The organism is Mesorhizobium sp. ESP-6-4, from assembly GCF_020164735.1.
Lineage (GTDB): Bacteria > Pseudomonadota > Alphaproteobacteria > Rhizobiales > Rhizobiaceae > Mesorhizobium.
Genome location: NZ_JAIUGS010000002.1, coordinates 568,965 through 586,009, shown reverse-complemented (window position 1 = coordinate 586,009; position 17,045 = coordinate 568,965). Strand labels below are relative to the sequence as shown.

Annotated in this window: 16 protein-coding genes; 7 read left to right on the top strand and 9 right to left on the bottom strand. The window is 64.2% G+C overall.

What is annotated here, in order from left to right:
* Window positions 1–23: 23 nt before the first annotated feature.
* The 3 genes from LB523_RS06610 to LB523_RS06600 all read right to left on the bottom strand — a co-directional run bounded on the left by LB523_RS06610 (window position 24) and on the right by LB523_RS06600 (window position 3,020).
* Complete coding sequence (locus tag LB523_RS06610; RefSeq protein WP_095767837.1) at window positions 24–665, bottom strand: DUF5074 domain-containing protein; 642 nt, start codon at window positions 663–665, stop codon at window positions 24–26.
* A 96-nt stretch (window positions 666–761) separates the two neighbouring features.
* The gene (locus LB523_RS06605) at window positions 762–1,766 is read right to left on the bottom strand and encodes a zinc-dependent alcohol dehydrogenase family protein (protein ID WP_224601636.1); all 1,005 of its coding nucleotides are present in this window, start codon (window positions 1,764–1,766) and stop codon (window positions 762–764) included.
* Between the two features lie 33 nt (window positions 1,767–1,799).
* Window positions 1,800–3,020: a helix-turn-helix domain-containing protein gene (locus LB523_RS06600; protein ID WP_224601634.1), complete on the bottom strand. Its 1,221-nt coding sequence runs from the start codon at window positions 3,018–3,020 to the stop codon at window positions 1,800–1,802.
* 120 nt (window positions 3,021–3,140) lie between these two features.
* On the opposite strand from LB523_RS06600, the gene LB523_RS06595 reads away from it, so the two are divergent.
* From LB523_RS06595 to LB523_RS06580, 4 genes are all read left to right on the top strand, one after another.
* Window positions 3,141–3,890, top strand: a complete 750-nt coding sequence (locus tag LB523_RS06595; RefSeq protein WP_224601632.1) for a DUF899 domain-containing protein — start codon at window positions 3,141–3,143, stop codon at window positions 3,888–3,890.
* 103 nt (window positions 3,891–3,993) lie between these two features.
* A complete protein-coding gene (locus LB523_RS06590; protein WP_224601630.1) occupies window positions 3,994–4,236 on the top strand; it encodes a hypothetical protein in 243 nt (80 codons plus the stop codon).
* A 117-nt stretch (window positions 4,237–4,353) separates the two neighbouring features.
* On the top strand, window positions 4,354–5,412 hold the full coding sequence (locus LB523_RS06585) for an aminopeptidase (protein WP_095767841.1): 1,059 nt from the start codon (window positions 4,354–4,356) through the stop codon (window positions 5,410–5,412).
* Between the two features lie 38 nt (window positions 5,413–5,450).
* Complete coding sequence (locus tag LB523_RS06580; RefSeq protein ID WP_224601628.1) at window positions 5,451–6,098, top strand: class I SAM-dependent methyltransferase; 648 nt, start codon at window positions 5,451–5,453, stop codon at window positions 6,096–6,098.
* 75 nt (window positions 6,099–6,173) lie between these two features.
* On the opposite strand, the gene LB523_RS06575 is transcribed toward LB523_RS06580, so the two are convergent.
* A complete protein-coding gene (locus tag LB523_RS06575; RefSeq protein WP_224601626.1) occupies window positions 6,174–7,106 on the bottom strand; it encodes an AraC family transcriptional regulator in 933 nt (310 codons plus the stop codon).
* A 75-nt stretch (window positions 7,107–7,181) separates the two neighbouring features.
* Between LB523_RS06575 and LB523_RS06570 the strand changes: the two genes are divergently transcribed.
* The 3 genes from LB523_RS06570 (at window position 7,182) to LB523_RS06560 (ending at window position 10,452) form a co-directional block, all read left to right on the top strand.
* Window positions 7,182–8,009 carry an oxidoreductase gene (locus LB523_RS06570; RefSeq protein WP_224601624.1) on the top strand — a complete coding sequence of 276 codons (828 nt, stop codon included), beginning with the start codon at window positions 7,182–7,184 and terminating at the stop codon, window positions 8,007–8,009.
* 151 nt (window positions 8,010–8,160) lie between these two features.
* The gene (locus tag LB523_RS06565) at window positions 8,161–9,621 is read left to right on the top strand and encodes a phospholipase D-like domain-containing protein (RefSeq protein ID WP_140840888.1); all 1,461 of its coding nucleotides are present in this window, start codon (window positions 8,161–8,163) and stop codon (window positions 9,619–9,621) included.
* 24 nt (window positions 9,622–9,645) lie between these two features.
* Entirely contained in the window at window positions 9,646–10,452 is an 807-nt protein-coding gene (locus tag LB523_RS06560) for an endonuclease/exonuclease/phosphatase family protein (RefSeq protein WP_224601622.1), read from the top strand.
* Between the two features lie 12 nt (window positions 10,453–10,464).
* On the opposite strand, the gene LB523_RS06555 is transcribed toward LB523_RS06560, so the two are convergent.
* The 5 genes from LB523_RS06555 to LB523_RS06535 all read right to left on the bottom strand — a co-directional run bounded on the left by LB523_RS06555 (window position 10,465) and on the right by LB523_RS06535 (window position 16,943).
* Window positions 10,465–12,444, bottom strand: coding sequence for a glycoside hydrolase family 127 protein (locus LB523_RS06555; protein ID WP_224601620.1), 1,980 nt, complete (start codon window positions 12,442–12,444; stop codon window positions 10,465–10,467).
* 18 nt (window positions 12,445–12,462) lie between these two features.
* Window positions 12,463–13,320 carry a carbohydrate ABC transporter permease gene (locus LB523_RS06550; protein ID WP_224601618.1) on the bottom strand — a complete coding sequence of 286 codons (858 nt, stop codon included), beginning with the start codon at window positions 13,318–13,320 and terminating at the stop codon, window positions 12,463–12,465.
* Window positions 13,320–14,240, bottom strand: coding sequence for a carbohydrate ABC transporter permease (locus LB523_RS06545; RefSeq protein WP_140840882.1), 921 nt, complete (start codon window positions 14,238–14,240; stop codon window positions 13,320–13,322). Before LB523_RS06545 ends, LB523_RS06550 begins: the two co-directional genes overlap by 1 nt.
* Before the next feature lie 330 nt (window positions 14,241–14,570).
* Window positions 14,571–15,818 carry an ABC transporter substrate-binding protein gene (locus tag LB523_RS06540; RefSeq protein WP_224601616.1) on the bottom strand — a complete coding sequence of 416 codons (1,248 nt, stop codon included), beginning with the start codon at window positions 15,816–15,818 and terminating at the stop codon, window positions 14,571–14,573.
* 75 nt (window positions 15,819–15,893) lie between these two features.
* Window positions 15,894–16,943: a LacI family DNA-binding transcriptional regulator gene (locus LB523_RS06535; protein WP_224601614.1), complete on the bottom strand. Its 1,050-nt coding sequence runs from the start codon at window positions 16,941–16,943 to the stop codon at window positions 15,894–15,896.
* Window positions 16,944–17,045: the final 102 nt, after the last annotated feature.

Here is a 17,045-nt window from a genome sequence, read left to right as displayed (position 1 = left end):
GGGCCGCCCGTTCCGGCCATCCGTTATTTGCTAGCGTCGTATCCCGGCCGGCGCACGGCCCTGATCTTGCCGCTGCTGCCGCCGCCGCAGAAGAAGCAGCCGTCGCCATCGGATTCCAGTCCCGACACACCGGAGGGCATCGCTACCTCCTGCAGCACGTCACCCGTCTCGGGATCGATGCGCAGCAGATCGCCCTCCTCACCTTCCCAAGTGGCATGCCAGAGTTCGCCGTCGATCCAGGTGACGCCGGTGACGACGCGTTTCGACTCGATGCTACGGATCACCTCGCCCGTTTCAGGATTGATCTGGTGGATCTTATGGGCCCTGTATTCGCCGACCCAGAGCGAACCTTCGGCCCAGGCCATACCTGAATCGCCGCCATTGCCCGGCGCGGGAATGGTGGCGACGACCTCGCCGGTCTTTGGGTCGACCTTGTGAATGCGATCCTCGGCGATCTGGTAGAGGTGCTCGCCGTCGAAAGCGGTTCCGGCATGCGAGGCGACGTCGATCGATTGCACGATGGCGCCACTCTCCGGGTCGAGGGCCTTCAATTTGTCCCCGGTGGCAAACCAGACATTCTTGCCATCATAGGTAACGCCATTGACGCGCTCGGTGTCCGGAAAGGGTCCATATTCGCGCAGGATCTCGGCAGCGGCTCTTTTCATTTTCCAATCCTCATCGGTCTCTTGTGTCAGCTTCGACTTTAGCCGCTCTGCTGCAAACCCGGGAGCAACAACACAGTCGGGAATTTATGAACCGCCTCAAAGCTCGATGCAGACCTTGCCGAAATGCTTCTGGCTCTCATACGCCCGGAAAGCCGAGGCAATATCGCGCAGCGGAAAGCTCCGGCCGATAACAGGCCTCAGGCCGTTGGCCGTTATCGCCCGGATCATATCTTCCTGGTCAGCTCTGCTGCCGATGGAAATTCCATTGATGCGGATCTGATTGGAAAACAGCGCCGGGATCGACACTTCTGCGGCAAAGCCGGTCAACACGCCGATCAGCGCGAGGTGGCCGCCCATCCTGCAGGCCGTTATCGACTGCGCCAGCGTGCCGGGGCCGCCGACCTCGACCACGTGATCGACACCGCGTCCATCAGTCAGGTCCCTGGCCTTCCGGCCCCAGTCGGGCACGGCCTTGTAATTGATAAGATGATCGGCGCCGAGCCGCCTGAGCTTTTCGAGCTTGTCATCGGAGGAAGATGTCGCGATGACACGGGCGCCCGCCATCTTGGCGAACTGCAGCGCGAACAACGACACGCTGCCCGCGCCGAGGACCAGCACCGTATCGCCAGCCCTCACCTGACCGCACACCACCAGTGCCCTCCAGGCGGTTACACCGGCGCAACTGAGTGTAGCCGCCTCCACATGGGTGTAACCCGCCGGCGCTTTCGTGAAAGCATGCCACGGCATCGAGGCATATTCCCTTGCATAGCCATCGACATCATCGCCCAGTTCGCCCTGCTTGGTGGCGGGCGTAGCCTCGCCACCCAGCCAATTGGGCCAATAGCAGCTGACAACGGCATCGCCGGTCTCGAATGCGTCGACGCCCTCTCCGACGGCAATCACCTCGCCAGCACCATCGGACAGCGGAATGCGGCCGTCGGCGCAGGGCTTCTTGCCCGTTGCAACCATGCTGTCGTGGAAGTTCAGCGAGCATGCCCGGATTCGGACCAGCAACTCGCCCGGTCCGGGCTCGGGCCGATCCTCTTCGACCAACGAGAGTTGTTCCAGGCCGCCGGGCGCTCTTAATCTGATCAGTTTCATGACGTCTCTCCCTCGATGCCGAGTACCGGCAAACTAGTCGCTCGGCAGCGGACCGGGGAGTAACAAGACAGTCGGGAATCCGGTGACCGGCGGCATCATCCAGCGGCGCGCCCGGCCGCGGCCCACCGCCTGCACCTTGTGCTCGGTCGACAACTGCTCCAGCGCCCGCTGCACGGTGCGCGCGCTGGCGCCAAGCGCGATCGCCAGCGCCGAGCTCGACCAGGCCTCGCCATCGGTCAGAAAGGCAAGCACCGCGCCATGCTCATCCTCGACAGGCGGCGCCAGCACGACGATCTCGGCGGCGTTCAGCGGCGTCAACGCAAAGCCGCCGGCGGTCGCATTGATCTCGGCCATCCCGGCGAGCTCGGCGCGCAGCCGTCCCATCTCGACCCTCAGCCGTGCGCGATGCGATTCATCGACATGCCTCGCCCGGAAGGCACGCCTCAGCAATGTCTCACGCGAGGCATCCGCCGGCCAGGTTTCGGCGAGCGTGCGCGCCAGCGCAAACAGCACCGGCCGGGTCGCCAGCGAGACTACGGCGCCGCCTTCGCGCACGACGTTGCGGCATGCATCGATGACCAGCGCGCCGGACCCCAGCAGCGCCTCGACCTCGTCGAGCAGCAACTCTTTCTCCGTGCCGCGCGCGATCAGCCGGCCCACCGGCGTGTTCAGCACCAGGGACGCCGCTTCGACTTCGGCCTTCAATGCCGGGATGTTGGCTTGATAGGCGGCAAGCGATGCCCGGCCGAATGCCGAGCGCGCCGCCTTTGTCCTCAGGCGCCGGACGGCGATGCCGGCCGCGGCCAGTTCATGCGCGACGCGCGCCACCGGCGGCAGCGGCATCGGATCGAAGTCCGCAAGCAGGCGCTCGGCCTCGTCGAGGCGGCCGACCAGGATGAGGCGGCGCGCCTCGAGGCTGCCGGCATAGGCGGCGTTCAGCCGGTCGCCATGCGCGGCGAGCGTCGCGCGGGCGGACCGCAGCGCCTTCTCCGGCCAGCCGAGGTCGCGCGAGACCAGCGCGATCTCGGCCTCGGCGACGACGCAGCGGGCGCGCGCCACCGCCTCCCTCGGACTGAAGGCGCGGGCGGCGTCCTTCAGCAGTGCCTTGGCCTTGGCGAAATCGCCGAGCTGCGCCATCGCGATGCCGCGCAGGGCCAGCGCCGGCGCGTCGTCGCGCAGCGCAACGCGCTTCAAGGCGCCGAGCGGATCGCCCGCGGCAAGCGCGCGGCCGGCGGCATTGATCAGCGAATCCATGCCACCGTCTCAGCGCCCGCCGCAGCAAATCGCGTCACACTTGTAACTCTCACCATCGCAGTGCGCTGTCCTATGTCTGTCCTCGTCACCCCAACCAAACCCAAGAACGGGACAAGAGCAATGACCCAACATATGAAGACACCGCCGGTCGTTTCGCAGGAAGCGTGGGAAGGCGCCTATGAAGAGATGCTCGTGAAGGAAAAGGCGCTCACCCGCGCCCGCGACGCTTTGGCCGCCGAACGCCGCCGCATGCCGTGGATGGAAGTCAAGAAGGACTATGTGTTCGAAGGTCCGAACGGCAAGATGAGCCTGCTCGACCTCTTCGAAGGCCGCCGCCAGCTCGTCGTCTACCGCGCCTTCTTCGAGCCCGGCGTCTATGGCTGGCCCGAACATGCGTGCCGCGGCTGCTCGCTCGGCGCCGACATGGTCGGCAACCTTGCCCATCTCAACGCCCGCGACACCACGCTTGCCTATGCCTCGCGCGCGCCGCAGGCCGACATCCAGCGGCTGAAGCAGCGCATGGACTGGAAGATGCCCTGGTACACCATCACCGATAGCTGGGATAAGGATTTCGGCGTCGACGAATGGCATGGCCACAACGTCTTCATCCATGACGGCAAGCGCATCTTCCGCACTTATTTCGTCAACAACCGCGGCGACGAAGCCTTTGGCACCGTCTGGAGCTATCTCGACGTCACCCCGCTCGGCCGCCAGGAGGTATGGGAGGATTCGCCCGAGGGCTATCCGCAGACCCAGACCTACAAATGGTGGAACTGGCACGACAATTACGAGGAAGGCGCCGCCCCCGACCAGAGATGGGTCGAGGTCTCGGATGCCGGCGAAGCGGCGTTCCGCAACAAGAACGCCTGAGCGTGAAGCGGTTCCGGCGGCGCAAACCGCGCGCCGCCGGAGCCGATCGCCTCGTGCTTGTTCCAACGGGCTCGAACCCTGTCCGCATCAGAAGGTGGATATCATGAGCATCGACAATCCTGCCCCTCGCCCAAACGGCCTGAGCGGCTTCGGCCTCGCCGACTGGCTTTGCCTCGCCGCGACTCCTACCTTCGCCATGATGGCGCTGCTCACGGCGGCCTATGGGGGCCAGGACATGATGTGCATGTCGGGCGCCTCGGCGCTCAGCGGCATGGTGCCGATGTATCTGTTGATGGCAGCGTTCCATCTGGCGCCGTGGCTGCGGCTGGCGGCGCGGCGGAGGTGATGGCCGCTGAGCAATCTAAAGTCCGACCTGCCCTCCAGGTCTTGACGAAAATAGGCGCGCCTGAGACACGGGAGCAGACATTTGCTCCATGGGAGACGGGCGGGGGGTGGGCAGGCTGTGAAGCGCGTTTTTCGATTGCTTGCCGCGGCGATCCTGGCGTCCGGCGTGACTGGATGCACCAGCATTTCCTACTACGCGCAGTCGTTGGAGGGCCATGTCGAGATCATGGCCGCGCGCAAGAACGTTGGAAGACTTATCCGCGATCCGTCGACGCCACAGGCGTTGCGCGCCAAATTGACCTCCGCCAGCGCCATACGCCGCTTTGCCACGGAAGAGCTGGCGCTGCCCGATAACAACAGCTACCGCAGTTATGTCGACGTCGGTCGGAACAATGTGACCTTGGCCGTGTTTGCTGCGCCGCAATTCTCGCTTGCGCCGATAACTTGGTGCTTTCCAGTCTTCGGCTGCGTTCCATACAAGGGATATTTTTCGCGCAAAGACGCGCTCGAAAGTGCTGCTGAACTGCAGCGGCAGGGGCTGGACGTCTATGTGTCGGGCGTCACCGCATATTCCACGCTGGGCTGGTTCAGCGATCCGCTGCTCAGCACCATGCTGCGTCAGGACGACACCTACCTCGCAAGCCTTATTTTCCATGAGCTGGCGCATCAGAAAGTCTATGTGAACGGCGACTCCGCATTCAACGAGGCTTTCGCGGTTTCCGTCGAAACCACCGGTACGAGGAAATGGCTCCGCGCCACCGGCAATCGCGCCGGATTGCGCAGCTACGAAATCGATCGCAAGCGCAAGGCCGATTTTCTCGGACTGATATCGAAAACCCGGGATGAGCTGAGGCAGGTCTATGGAAGTCCCCGCAGCCCGCAGCAGATGGCGGCCGCCAAAGCAGCCGCCATCGACAGGCTGCGGATGCGCTACCGGCAAATGCGCGACAGGCGATGGGCTGGATACCGGGGATATGATGCCTGGTTCGATAGCCCTATCAACAACGCAAAGCTCGCCGCGACCGCTGTCTACGGCGAACAGGTCCCGGCGTTTCTTCGCTTGTTCGACTTGTGCTCCGGCGACTACCCGAGGTTCTACGCTTCTGTTCGACGGATCGGAAAGTTGCCCGCACCTTCCCGAGCCGAAGCGCTTAGAACCGTGGCTGCGTGCAATTGACCTTATAAGGAATTCGGCACCCGGAGGCCGCGCGGACAATGTTGGACAATTATGAGGTGGACAGGTTCGGCGTGATCCACCAGATCGACTTCACACCGATCAAATACGACAAGAAATACATCTCCTATTATGAAGACCTGAGCGACCGGACCATCAAGCTCGGTTATCAGCGGCTTGGCTGGGTGCTTGGCATCACCGGCGAGATTCCTCGTTCCGTGCTGGAAATCGGATATGGCACGGGCACGTTCATCGAAGCCGCGAAGATAACCGGCGTCGCCGATTGCGCCGGCTGCGATATCGCTGAATTCCCACTGCCCAAGGGTGTCCGCTTCGTCGATTGGGATGAGGCGCTCGCCGGCGCCTGGGACCTCGTCGCCATGTTCGACGTGCTGGAGCACATCCCCGATCTCAGCTTCCTTTCCCGGCTTCAGGCCCGCCACCTGGCTGTCGCCGTCCCCTATTGCCGCTGGCGCGAGCTCGGCGCCGAGGGCGACGCGTGGTTCGCCAAATGGCGCATGCGTCTGCCCAACGAGCACCTGCACCATTTCGACCGCGACTCGCTGGTGGCGCTCCTCGCGGCCAACGGTTTCGAATGCGTGACGCTGAACTGCTTCGAGGACGGGATCAGGCTACGGCCAGGCGAAGCAGGTCCGAACATTCTGTCAGGCTTCTTCAGCAAGCTTTAGGCCGGCGGCCTTGCCGACCGGCTCGAGCGCGCCGCGTCACTGTGCCGACCCGTGACCGCTGAGCGGCGATAGGGACTACTCTTCCGAGGCGAGTTCGCCCAGATGGCGACGGACCCAGCTCATCTCTTCGGAAGCCGTGCGTCCAAAATGCCGCTTGAAGTCGCGGCTGAACTGAGCCGCGCTCGCATATCCGACCAAAGCCGCGACCTGAGCGATCGTTGTCTTGCGTGCGATCATCAGTCTTGCCTCGTGCAGCCGCATGGCTTTCACGTACTGCATCGGGCTGCTTCCGGTCATTTCCTTGAAATGAACGTGGTAAGAAGGCACGCTCATGCCTGCTTGTCCCGCGAGATCGGCGACCGAGATTTCAGCGCTGTAGTTTTCCCGCAGCCATGCGAGGCTGCGCACGATCCTTCCCGACCTGCCTCTTTGCTGCAAGGCAGCGATCATCGCCCCGCCTTGCGGGCCAATCAGGACGCGGTAATGCAGCTCGCGCAGAAGGCTTGATCCAAGAACGGCGGTCTCGGCAGGATTGCGAAGCGCCGTCAGCAGGCGCAGCAGGACATCCTCGATGTCGGAGCCGATCCTGCTCGATACGAGACTTCGCGGCCGGTCGCTTCCCACATCCGAATGAATCTCCAGCTGCGCGGCAATGTCGGCCGCCATCCGCATGTCGAACTCGACATAGACCGCAAGCAGAGGACGATCGGGGCTGGCCGTCGATTCCATCCGAAACGGAACAGGGACCGACACCGCCAGATAATGGTCTTCATCGTACAGGTAGACCTCTCGTTCGAGGATGCCTCGCTTGCTTCCCTGCAGGACAAACACCGCACCCGGTTCATAAAGTACCGGGACGTCGTGAAGCACCGCCTCGGTCCGGAGCACGCGCACACGCTCGAGCGCGGTCGCATTATAGCCAACACGGTCGGCGATAGCTCCGGCCAACTCGACCAGCTTTCGTCTTCGCCCGATGTCCGCCCTGATAGGATTTGGCAAGCCATTCATAGGAACCGCAATCGTGGACGTTACCGCACCATACTATTTGCCAAGCTGCACTCCATCAATGAAGGACCGCAGATCATGGCAAAAAAGACCTTCTTCATCACTGGCGCCAATTCGGGCTTCGGCCTCGCCATCGCTTCCGCCGCCATCCAGATGGGCCATACGGTCATTGGCACCGTCCGGACCGAGACGTCACGCGCGGCACTTGCCGGATCCCTCCCAGCGATCCGCACCGTCATCTGCGATGTCACGGAGTTCGACCGCGTGCCGGACGTCGTCGCGCAGGCGGAGGAAGAGCACGGGCCCGTCGACGTCCTGATCAACAATGCCGGCTATGGCCACGAGGGCGTGCTCGAAGAGTCACCGCTCGAAGAGATGCGGCGTCAGTTCGATGTGAACGTCTTCGGCGCCGTGGCGGTCGCCAAGGCGTTTCTTCCCAGGTTCCGCGAGCGACGCCGCGGCTTCATCGTCAATGTCACGTCGATGGGCGGCATGATCACAATGCCGGGCATCGCTTACTATTGTGGCAGCAAGTTCGCACTCCAGGGCATATCGGAAGTGATGCGTTCCGAAATGGCCCCATTGGGCGTTCGCGTTGCCGCCGTCTGCCCAGGCTCCTTCCGGACGGACTGGGCCGGACGTTCCATGGTCCGGACCGGGAGGTCCATCAGCGATTACGATGCGCTGTTCGATCCGATCCGGGAGGCCCGACAGGCGAAAAGCGGCAAGCAAATTGGCGATCCGGACAAGCTTGCGACGGCCGTATTGGCCCTGGTCGAAACCGAAGCCCCGCCGCCGCAGCTTCTGCTTGGCAGCGACGCCCTCAAGCTCGTGTCCGAGCGAATCCAGCGGCTGCAGCAAGAGATCGATGCCTGGAAAGCCGTAACTATCTCGACCGACAGCTGACCGCATAGCGACAAAGGCAAACGCGGTCAGGGGCATTCGGCAAGCCTGACCTTGCCGAGTGTTCGGCGGGGGGGCCATCGAGGGGGCGAGTTTCGGACCAGCCTCACCGTCCGCATTGCCTTCCGCGCCGGCTCGCACAATAGTCGGGCCGATGTTCGAGGCGATTGCGAGTCACTGGTCGACGCTTATCCTGATCCTGTCGCTGGCGATGGCGGCGGTGGGCATCGTCCACGCCATCATGACGAAGGAAGACGTGCGCGCGGCCACCGGCTGGGTGGGCGTGATGCTTCTGTCGCCTTTCCTCGGCGCGATCATCTACGCCATTGCCGGCATCAACCGGATCCGCCGCGCGACGATCAGCGCCATGCGGCCGGTCTCGCCCGAGGCCGCTGCCGCCAGGCATGACCGGGACGTCGCGCTGGAAGCCTTGATCAACGCCGAATTCGGCCAGCGTTTCACCGGGCTGAAGACGCTTGGCGACAGAGTGGCGCGGCGCCCGCTCACCTCGGGAAACACCATCGCCGTGCTCAAGACAGGCGACGAAGCCTATACGGCGATGTGCCGGGCGATCGATGCGGCGCAACGAAGCGTGCTTCTGGAAACCTATATTTTCGACAATGACGCGGTCGGGGCGCTTTTCGTCCAGTCGCTCGGCAACGCCGTCAAGCGCGGCGTCACCGTGCGCGTGCTGATCGACGCCGTCGGCGTACGCTATTCGGTGCCCAGCATCCTGAAGCAGCTCAGGGAATCCGACGTCACGGTCGATCTCTTCAACGGCAACATCGTCATGGGCCTGAGACTTCCCTATGCCAATCTCAGGACCCACAGGAAGATACTGATTATCGACGGCACGGTGGCGTTCACGGGAGGCATGAACATCCGCAAGGGATTCTCGGCCGAGCTCGCCGGTTCCGACAGTTCGCGTGACACGCATTTCGAGGTCACCGGGCCGGTGGTGGCCGATCTGTTCTCGGTGGCCGCCGAGGACTGGCGCTTCGCCGGCAACGAGGCCCTGAAGGACGGGCCCTGGCAGGTCGAGCGTGTCGTGCCGCCGCCAGGGCAGCCGATGCTGGTGCGCGCGGTCGCGACCGGGCCGGACGCGTCTAACGAAACCAATCTCAAGTTGCTGATGGGAGCGTTTTCGGTCGCCCGCAAATCGATCCGCATCATGTCGCCCTATTTCCTGCCGGACCGGGAGTTCATCAGCGCGCTGACCACGGCCGGCCGGCGCGGCGTCGAAATCGACATCGTCGTGCCGGCGGTGAACAACCTCTTCCTCGTCGACCATGCGATGACGGCGCAGTTCGACCAGGTTTTGAAGCACTATTGCCGCGTCTGGCGCCACGAAGGCGCGTTCGACCATTCGAAGCTGATGGCGATCGACGGCGTGTGGGCCTATGTCGGCTCTTCCAATCTGGACGCCCGCTCGCTGAGGCTGAATTTCGAGATCGACTTGGAAGTGCTGGATAAAAATTTCGCCGCCGAGATCGACGCCCGTATCGCGGCCGCCATCTCGACCGCGCAGCCGGTGACGCTGCAGACGCTGAAGGCAAGGCCGTTCGCAATCCGCGTCTTCGACCGTTTGCTGTGGCTGGGATCGCCCTATCTTTAGAGCAGGAAATCGAGCATCGGGATCATGGATATAGACGACATCAAAGGACGCAGCCTGCCCGAGACCGTGCTGCTCTCGATCCGCAGCAGAAGCGCACGCAAGGCGAAGGCGACGCCGCGCAAGCGCGTCAACGACACGGAAATCGTCGTTGCCTCCTACAACGTCCACAAATGCATCGGCACCGACCGCAGATTCGACCCCGAACGGACGGCGCGCGTCATCCGCGAAATGAGCCCCGACGTGATCGCGCTGCAGGAGGCCGACAACCGCTTCGGCGACAGGGCCGGGCTGCTCGACCTGGCCCGCCTGGAGCTGGAAACGGGGCTGGTGCCAGTGCCGGTCAGCGGCAACGGCAAGGGGCATGGCTGGCGCGGCAATGTGCTGTTGTTCAAGCGCGGCACCGTGCGCGACGTCCACCAGCTCAAGCTGCCGGGACTGGAGCCGCGCGGCGCGCTGGTCGCCGAGATCGATCTCGACGAGAAACGGTCGCTGCGCGTCATTGCTGCCCATCTTGGCCTGCTGCGCCGCTCGCGTTCGGAACAGGCGCGCGTCGTGCTCGACATCATGAGCAGCGCCGACGAGAGGCCGACGCTCTTGCTCGGCGACCTCAACGAGTGGCGGCTCGGCAACCGCTCGGCACTGAACACGCTGCACACGACCTTCGGCCCGACGCCGGCGGTGCCGACTTTCCCATCCGGCTTGCCGGTGCTGGCGCTCGACCGCATCATGGGCAATCGGCACGACCTTGTTTCAGGCGTCGAGGCGCATGACACGCCGCTGTCGCGCGTCGCCTCCGACCACCTGCCGCTGACGGCCTTCGTGCATCTTTGAGAGAAGCCGCTTTCAGCCTTCCCTCAGCCAGACCAGCATCTCGCCGGGATCCCGATTATCCCAAGCGAAATAGGGAATGGCCTTGAGTTTCGTCTCCTCGGTCGCCGGCGGTTCGGAGCGGTAGAGATCGCGGCCCCAGTTTTCCGTTTCGGCCCGGCTGCCGATGGCCGAAAGCGTGACGACGCCGCCGAGCAGGTTCGGCTCCTTGTGCGCCTCGATCCTGGCCGTGCGCGATAGCGCTATGCGATGCAGCCCACCGCCATTGTCGGTTTCCTCAACGCAGTAGATCAGCGGGCCGCGCGCCAGCGCCACGCGGCCGATGTCCTGGCGCACCTGCGGGTTGGCGAAGAGGCGGGCCATCGACATTTCGAGGTCGAGCTCGACCTTGTCGCCCTGGCGCCATTCGCGGCGGATCGCGGCATAGCCGTCGACCGTCGCCGCTTCGAGATCGACGAGCTTGCCGTTGACGCGCAACGCCGCCTTGCGGCACCAGGCGGGTATGCGCAGGTGAAGCGTGAACTCTACGGGCGCCTCCGGCCCGATCTCGATCGCAATCGCGCCGTCCCAGGGATAGCTGCTGGTCTGGACGAGCGTCACCTGCCGGCCGGCGATCTCGAAGCGCGCAGTCGAATCGCCATAGAGGTGCACCGCCAGCGCATCGTCGGCGAGGCCGTAGAAATAGCTGCCGATGGACGCCACCATGCGGCCGATATTGGGCGGGCAGCACGGGCAGCGGTGCCATTTCCAGCGGTGATGGCCGCCGCGGCTCTCCAGCGGGTTCTCGTAGAAGAACAGCGAGCCGTCGAGCGACAGGCCGGAGATCGAGCCGTTGTAAAGCGCCCGTTCCATCATGTCGGCGTAGCGGGCGTTCGGACCCATGCCGAGCATGCGGCTTGCCCAGAACACCAGGCCCACCGAAGCGCAGGTCTCGGCATAGGCGGTGTCGTTGGGCAGGTCGTAGTCGCTCGTAAAACCTTCGTTGTGCGCCGATGGACCGAGACCGCCGGTGACATAGAGGCTCTTGGTCATGAGATCGTCCCACAGGCGGTCAAGCGCGACCCTGAGCGTGTCGTCGCCATATTCGGTGGCGATGTCGGCCATGCCGGAATAGAGATACATCGCCCTCACCGCATGGCCGACGACCTTGTCCTGCTCGCGCACCGGCTTGTGCGACTGGTTGTATTCATAGGTCTTGAAGTGATAGGCCTTGGGATCGGCGCCGCGCGCCAGCGCCTCCTCATCGAAATAATGCGGCTGCTGACCGCGCTGGTCGATGAAATATTTCGCCAGGTCCATGTACTTCTTCTCGGCAGTCACCCGAGCGAGCTTGACCAGCGCCAGCTCGATTTCCTCATGGCCGCAATAGCCCTTCTTCTTGCCGGGCTCGGGACCGAACGTCGAGGCGATGTGGTCGGCATAGCGGCTCATGATGTCGAGCAGCTTGCGTTTGCCGGTCGCCTGAAAGTAAGCGACGGCGCCCTCGATCAGATGCCCGGCGCAGTAAAGCTCGTGGCAGTCGCGCAGGTTGGTCCAGCGCAGCCCGGGCTGGATGCGCTGGTACCAGCTGGAGAGATAGCCGTCCTCCTGCTGCAGCTTGCCGAACATGTCGATGACGGCGTCGATCTTCTTCTCGAGCTCGGGATTGCGGCGACGGTAGAGCGAATAGGCCGCGGTCTCGATGGTCTTGCCCCAGTCGGAGTCCCAGAACATCTGTGTCGTCACAGTCGAGCCGGTGAAGGTAGGATTGGCTGCCTCGTCCGGCGACGGCGAATGGAAGGGGATGACGACGCCGGGCGACGAGCGGTCCGGATCGATCTGCTCCAGCATGCGCGCCTCGACGCAGCGGTCGTAGAGGATCTCGGCGGTGCGCGTCGCGACCGCTTCGACACGGTCGCCCCAGAAGCCGCGGACATCGACCTGCGGCACTGGCAACGGCCGGAAGGCGAGCTGCGGCTTGGCGGAGGGCTGCGCGGCGGGCTGGGATGCGGTCATGATTTCACTCCATTCGAATTACTTGACGGCCCCGGCCATGAGGCCGCGGATGTAGAAGCGCTGCAGCGCCAGGAACAGGATCAGGCAAGGCACCATCATCACCGTGACGCCGGCCTGCACGGCGCCCCAGTCGATGGCGCCGAAGCGGCCGGACTGAAGCGCGGTCATCATCACCGGCAGAGTGAATTTGGACTGGTCGGTCATCAGCACCAGGGCCGCCAGGAACTCGTTCCAGGCGCCGAGGAAGGCGAACAGCGCGATGGTGACGACGCCCGGCCAGACCAGCGGCAGCATGACTTTGATCAGCATGGTGACGTTGTTGGCGCCGTCCATGCGCGCGGCCTCCTCGATCTCGCGCGGCACGGCGTCGAAAGCGTTGCGCATCATGAAGATCGAGAACGGCAGCTGCAGCGTGACATAGACGCAGACCAGGCCGGTCAGCGTGTTGTGGAGACCGAGTTTCGTCAGCACCAGGAAGATCGGCGTCAGGATCGACTGGAACGGGATCATGATGGTCGACAGGATCAGGATGAAGAAGAAATCCCGGAACGGAAAGCGGAAGCGCGAGAAGCCGTAGCCGGCGAGCACGCTGACCAGCACCGAGAGCAGCACCGTCATTACCGAGACATAGATGCTGTTCTGCGCCGAGACCCAGAGCCCGTCGCCGAAGGAGTTCAGCGTCTCGTAGTTCTCGATCGAGAAACCGGTGGTCGGCCAGGGCGGCAGCGGCGGCTGGCGCGCTTCCTGCGCCGGCTTGAAGGTCGACAGCACCGTCCAGACGATCGGCGCCAGGAACAATACCGAGGCGATGATGCCGGTGGAGTGCCTGGCGAGGCTGAAGCCGACTTTCCGGTTTTGCGACATCGCCTCGGCCATCAGTCGAGCCCCTCGGGCTTGCGCAGCAGCCAGAGCTGGATAAGGCTGAGCGCCACCAGGATAACCAGCAGCACCATCGAGAGTGCCGCGCCGTAGCCGAGCTTGAACGAGACGAAGGACTGGTTGAAGATCCAGTAGACCGCCGTCAGCGTCTGGTTGCGCGGACCGCCCCGCAGGATGATGTAGAACTGGTCGAAGGCGAGAATCGAGCCCGCCACCGACAGGATCAGCGCCAGCGCCAGCGTGCGGCGCATCAGCGGCAAGGTGATGGCCCGGAACCTTGCGAACGGCCCTGCCCCGTCGATGACCGCCGCCTCCTGTAGGTCCTGCGGGATCGATTGCAGGCCGGTCATCAGGATGATCATGGTGAAGCCGGCGACCTTCCACACCACCATGGCGATGATCGACCAGAAGGCCGGCTGGAACGTGGCGAGAAGATTGACCTTCTTCGCGGTCAGGCCGAGATCGAAGGCGGCCGGGCTGAACAGGCCGGAATCGACGTTGAGCAACCAGGACCAGAGCAGGCTCGCCGAGGCGAAGCCGACCACCGCCGGCATGAAGAAGGCGGTGCGGTAGAGATTGGTCAGCGGACGCGGTTTTTCGATGAAGATCGCCAGCGGGAAGGCGACGGCGAAGATCGCGATGGTGACGATCACCGTGTAGTAGAAGGTGAATTTCAGCGCATTCCAGAAGCGCGTGTCGCGCAGGATCGCGAAATAATTGTCGAGGCCGATGAAGGCATGCTCACCCATCAGCGGCCAATTGTGCAGCGACATCCAGGCAGTCATGCCGAGCGGGATGACGAAGAAGACGGTGACCAGGGCGACGGCCGGCAGGACATAGAGCAGGCCCACCCATTGCCGACGGCTGACGCCGATGCGTGAGCGGGCGGGAGCGGAGGTTGCGGTGATGGCGGTCATGGCTGCGCCTCACCTTCCCCCCTTGTGGGGGAAGGTGGATCGGCGCGTAGCGCCGAGACGGATGAGGGGTGTTCCAGGGAACGCCAACGCCTCACTCCGCTGGAACACCCCTCATCCGTCGCCTTCGGCGACACCTTCTCCCACAAGGGGAGAGGGGGGAGCGAACGTCGTGGCGCCGCAAATTGGTGAGCGTGCTTTCTCAACGCGATAAAACCCTGCCATTCAGCGATGCAGTCCCCGGCCGCCCGGCCAGGGAGACGGGGCGGGCGGCCGGTCAGAGCCTTGGCGGCAAAGCGTTGCGCTATCCTCGCCGCCGGCTGGCCCTGGTGTCTATTTGTTCGGCGCCTGATCGATAATCGACTGCATCGTCTCCTGCGCGTTCTTGATGGCGCCGTCGACATCGTCGCCGAAGAACACCTCGTTGATCATCTGCGTCCAGGGACCGTTGGCCGAGTTGATCAGGTCGTTGAACACCACCGAATAAGGCGTCTTGCCCTTGGCCATCGCCTCGGCCGCCACCTGATAGCGCGGGTCGAGATCCTTCAGCGCGTCCTTGGCGATGTCGCCCCGCACCGGCAGGCTGCCATATTTGGCGAGGATGGTCTGGCCCTCGAGCGAATAGGCGAAGTCCAAAAACTCCTTCACCACGGCGATCTTCTTGGTGCCCTTGGTGACGACGAAATTGTCGCCGCCCGCGAAGGACGACCAGCCGCCATCCTTGCCCGGCAGGAAGGTGATGCCGTAGTCGATATCGGGATATTGCGTGTTGAGTGCGCCGATAGCGAAAGCGCCGGACGGCGAGAGACCGATCTTGCCGCCGGCAAAGGCGGCGAAGAAGTTGGCGCCGGTGTCGGTCTGCGCGCCCTCGGGCACCAGGCCCTTCTTGATCATCGAGCGATAGAGGTCGATCGCGCCGCGCAGCTGCGGGCTATCGAGCATCGCCTTCGAGCCGTCCTCGGACAGGATGTCGCCGCCCGAGGCCCAGATCAGCGGCGTGAAAGTGAAGATGTTGCAGCCGCCGCAATTGCCGGAGAAATAAAAGCCCCTGATGTCGCCGCCGAGCGCGTTGACCTTTTCGGCGTCGGCCTCGATCTCGGCCCAGTTGGTCGGGCCCTTCTCAGGATCGAGCCCAGCCTGCTTGAACAGCTTCTTGTTCCAGATCAGCACCGAGGCGTCGGCCGAGAACGGCAGGCCGTAGATGCGGTCCTTGTAGGTGCCGGTCTTCACATGCGCCGGCGACAGGCTGGCGAAATAGGGCAAGGATTTCGCCCAGTCGGTAATGTCCTCCAGTTGGCCGGCGGCGGCGAAGGACGGCGTGTAGATCAGGTCGAGCGAGAGCGCGTCGGGCGCGGTGCCGCCGGCGGCGGCGGCGCCATATTTCGGGATGATCTCGGCGTTGGGAATGATATCGAGCTTGATCTGGTCCTTGTTGGCCTTGTTGAAGGCGTCGACGATGCGCGGCATGAAGTTCGAGCCGTCGGCGCGCACCCAGATGTTGGCGGTCTCGGCGGACGCCGCCTGCAGGCCGCCGCCGATGACGGCCGCGGCTAAAGCCAGCTTGGCAAACATGGTCTTCATTTTACTCCTCCTCATGGTTCTCCTCCCTGTTTTGGCCACGCCGCCCGGTCTAACCGGGCGCGTAGCCTTGTTGCTTCATTGCGACGGACTGCCGCATGACTGACGCACCACCAGCCGGCACGGCAGTTTCCTGATGCCCGGCGCGGCCGGCTGGCCGTCGACGAGCGAAAGCAGGGCAAGTCCGGCCTCGCGGCCGAGGCTCGCCAGGTTCATGTCGATCGAGGTCAGTGGCGGGCGCGTCGCCTCGGCCACGATCTCCCAATTGTCGAAGCCGATGATGCCGACATCTTCGGGCACGCGGATACCGCGCTCGCGCAGCGCGTCGACGACGCCGCGGGCAATCTGGTCGTTGCCGCAGAAGACGGCGTCAGGCCATCCTTCCCTGCCCGCCTTGCCGAACAGTCTTGCCACCGCATCGTGGCCCCAGGCCTCCGACCAGGCGCCCAGCAGCGGCTCGGCTGTGGGCAAGCCGTTCTCCCTCAGGACGTCGCGATAGGCCTCGGCCCGCGTGTGCACCACGGCGAAGCTCGCCGGGCCGCTGACATGGGCGATGCGGCGGCGCCCGAACCGCAAGAACTGCTCGACCGCCAGCCGCGCGCCGCCGGCATCGTCGGAAACGAGGCCGACCGCGCCGGGATCCGGCTGGGTGAAGGCGTAGACGACCGGGATGCGCAGGTTGGAGAGATCGACCGGCAGATGGCGGTCGATGCGTTTTCCGGTGGCGACGATGCCGTCGACGCGCTTGTCGAGCATGGCCTCGACATGCAGCTGGCCGAGCCGCTGATCGTCCTCGACATTGCACAGGAACACCGACACGCCCTTGTCGACCAGCGCATCCGAAACGCCGGCCATCAGCGGCAGCGAGAAGCGGCCATAGGTATCGTTGGTGAGCAGGCCGACGGTGAAGGAGCGTTTTCGCAACAGGCTCTGCGCCAAGCTGTTCGGCCGGAAGCCGAGCAGCCGCGCCGTCTCGCGGATGCGCTCGCGCGTTTCCGCCGTCATGCGCCCCTGCCCGTTCAGCGCCTTGGACGCCGTGGCGACGCTGACGCCGGCCGCGGCGGCGACCTCGCGCAGCGTGACCGGCGGCTTGGCGGAAACTGGCGCTGGCTCGGCGTCGGAAGGCATGGGCGCGGCGAATTCCCTTAGTTGGGAAAAGGTTTTCTCTTACCGCCCTGCGCGGTGATGACGGGTGAGGTCAGCGGGCAAAGGGCGAGTTGGGAAAAGGTT

What these genes read in the sequence shown, in the direction of transcription:
- LB523_RS06610 (WP_095767837.1), bottom strand. Translation starts at nt 665, where the DNA reads ATGAAAAGAGCCGCTGCCGAGATCCTGCGCGAATATGGACCCTTTCCG.
- LB523_RS06605 (WP_224601636.1), bottom strand. Translation starts at nt 1,766, where the DNA reads ATGAAACTGATCAGATTAAGAGCGCCCGGCGGCCTGGAACAACTCTCG.
- LB523_RS06600 (WP_224601634.1), bottom strand. Translation starts at nt 3,020, where the DNA reads ATGGATTCGCTGATCAATGCCGCCGGCCGCGCGCTTGCCGCGGGCGAT.
- LB523_RS06595 (WP_224601632.1), top strand. Translation starts at nt 3,141, where the DNA reads ATGACCCAACATATGAAGACACCGCCGGTCGTTTCGCAGGAAGCGTGG.
- LB523_RS06590 (WP_224601630.1), top strand. Translation starts at nt 3,994, where the DNA reads ATGAGCATCGACAATCCTGCCCCTCGCCCAAACGGCCTGAGCGGCTTC.
- LB523_RS06580 (WP_224601628.1), top strand. Translation starts at nt 5,451, where the DNA reads ATGTTGGACAATTATGAGGTGGACAGGTTCGGCGTGATCCACCAGATC.
- LB523_RS06575 (WP_224601626.1), bottom strand. Translation starts at nt 7,106, where the DNA reads ATGAATGGCTTGCCAAATCCTATCAGGGCGGACATCGGGCGAAGACGA.
- LB523_RS06570 (WP_224601624.1), top strand. Translation starts at nt 7,182, where the DNA reads ATGGCAAAAAAGACCTTCTTCATCACTGGCGCCAATTCGGGCTTCGGC.
- LB523_RS06565 (WP_140840888.1), top strand. Translation starts at nt 8,161, where the DNA reads ATGTTCGAGGCGATTGCGAGTCACTGGTCGACGCTTATCCTGATCCTG.
- LB523_RS06560 (WP_224601622.1), top strand. Translation starts at nt 9,646, where the DNA reads ATGGATATAGACGACATCAAAGGACGCAGCCTGCCCGAGACCGTGCTG.
- LB523_RS06555 (WP_224601620.1), bottom strand. Translation starts at nt 12,444, where the DNA reads ATGACCGCATCCCAGCCCGCCGCGCAGCCCTCCGCCAAGCCGCAGCTC.
- LB523_RS06550 (WP_224601618.1), bottom strand. Translation starts at nt 13,320, where the DNA reads ATGGCCGAGGCGATGTCGCAAAACCGGAAAGTCGGCTTCAGCCTCGCC.
- LB523_RS06545 (WP_140840882.1), bottom strand. Translation starts at nt 14,240, where the DNA reads ATGACCGCCATCACCGCAACCTCCGCTCCCGCCCGCTCACGCATCGGC.
- LB523_RS06540 (WP_224601616.1), bottom strand. Translation starts at nt 15,818, where the DNA reads ATGAAGACCATGTTTGCCAAGCTGGCTTTAGCCGCGGCCGTCATCGGC.
- LB523_RS06535 (WP_224601614.1), bottom strand. Translation starts at nt 16,943, where the DNA reads ATGCCTTCCGACGCCGAGCCAGCGCCAGTTTCCGCCAAGCCGCCGGTC.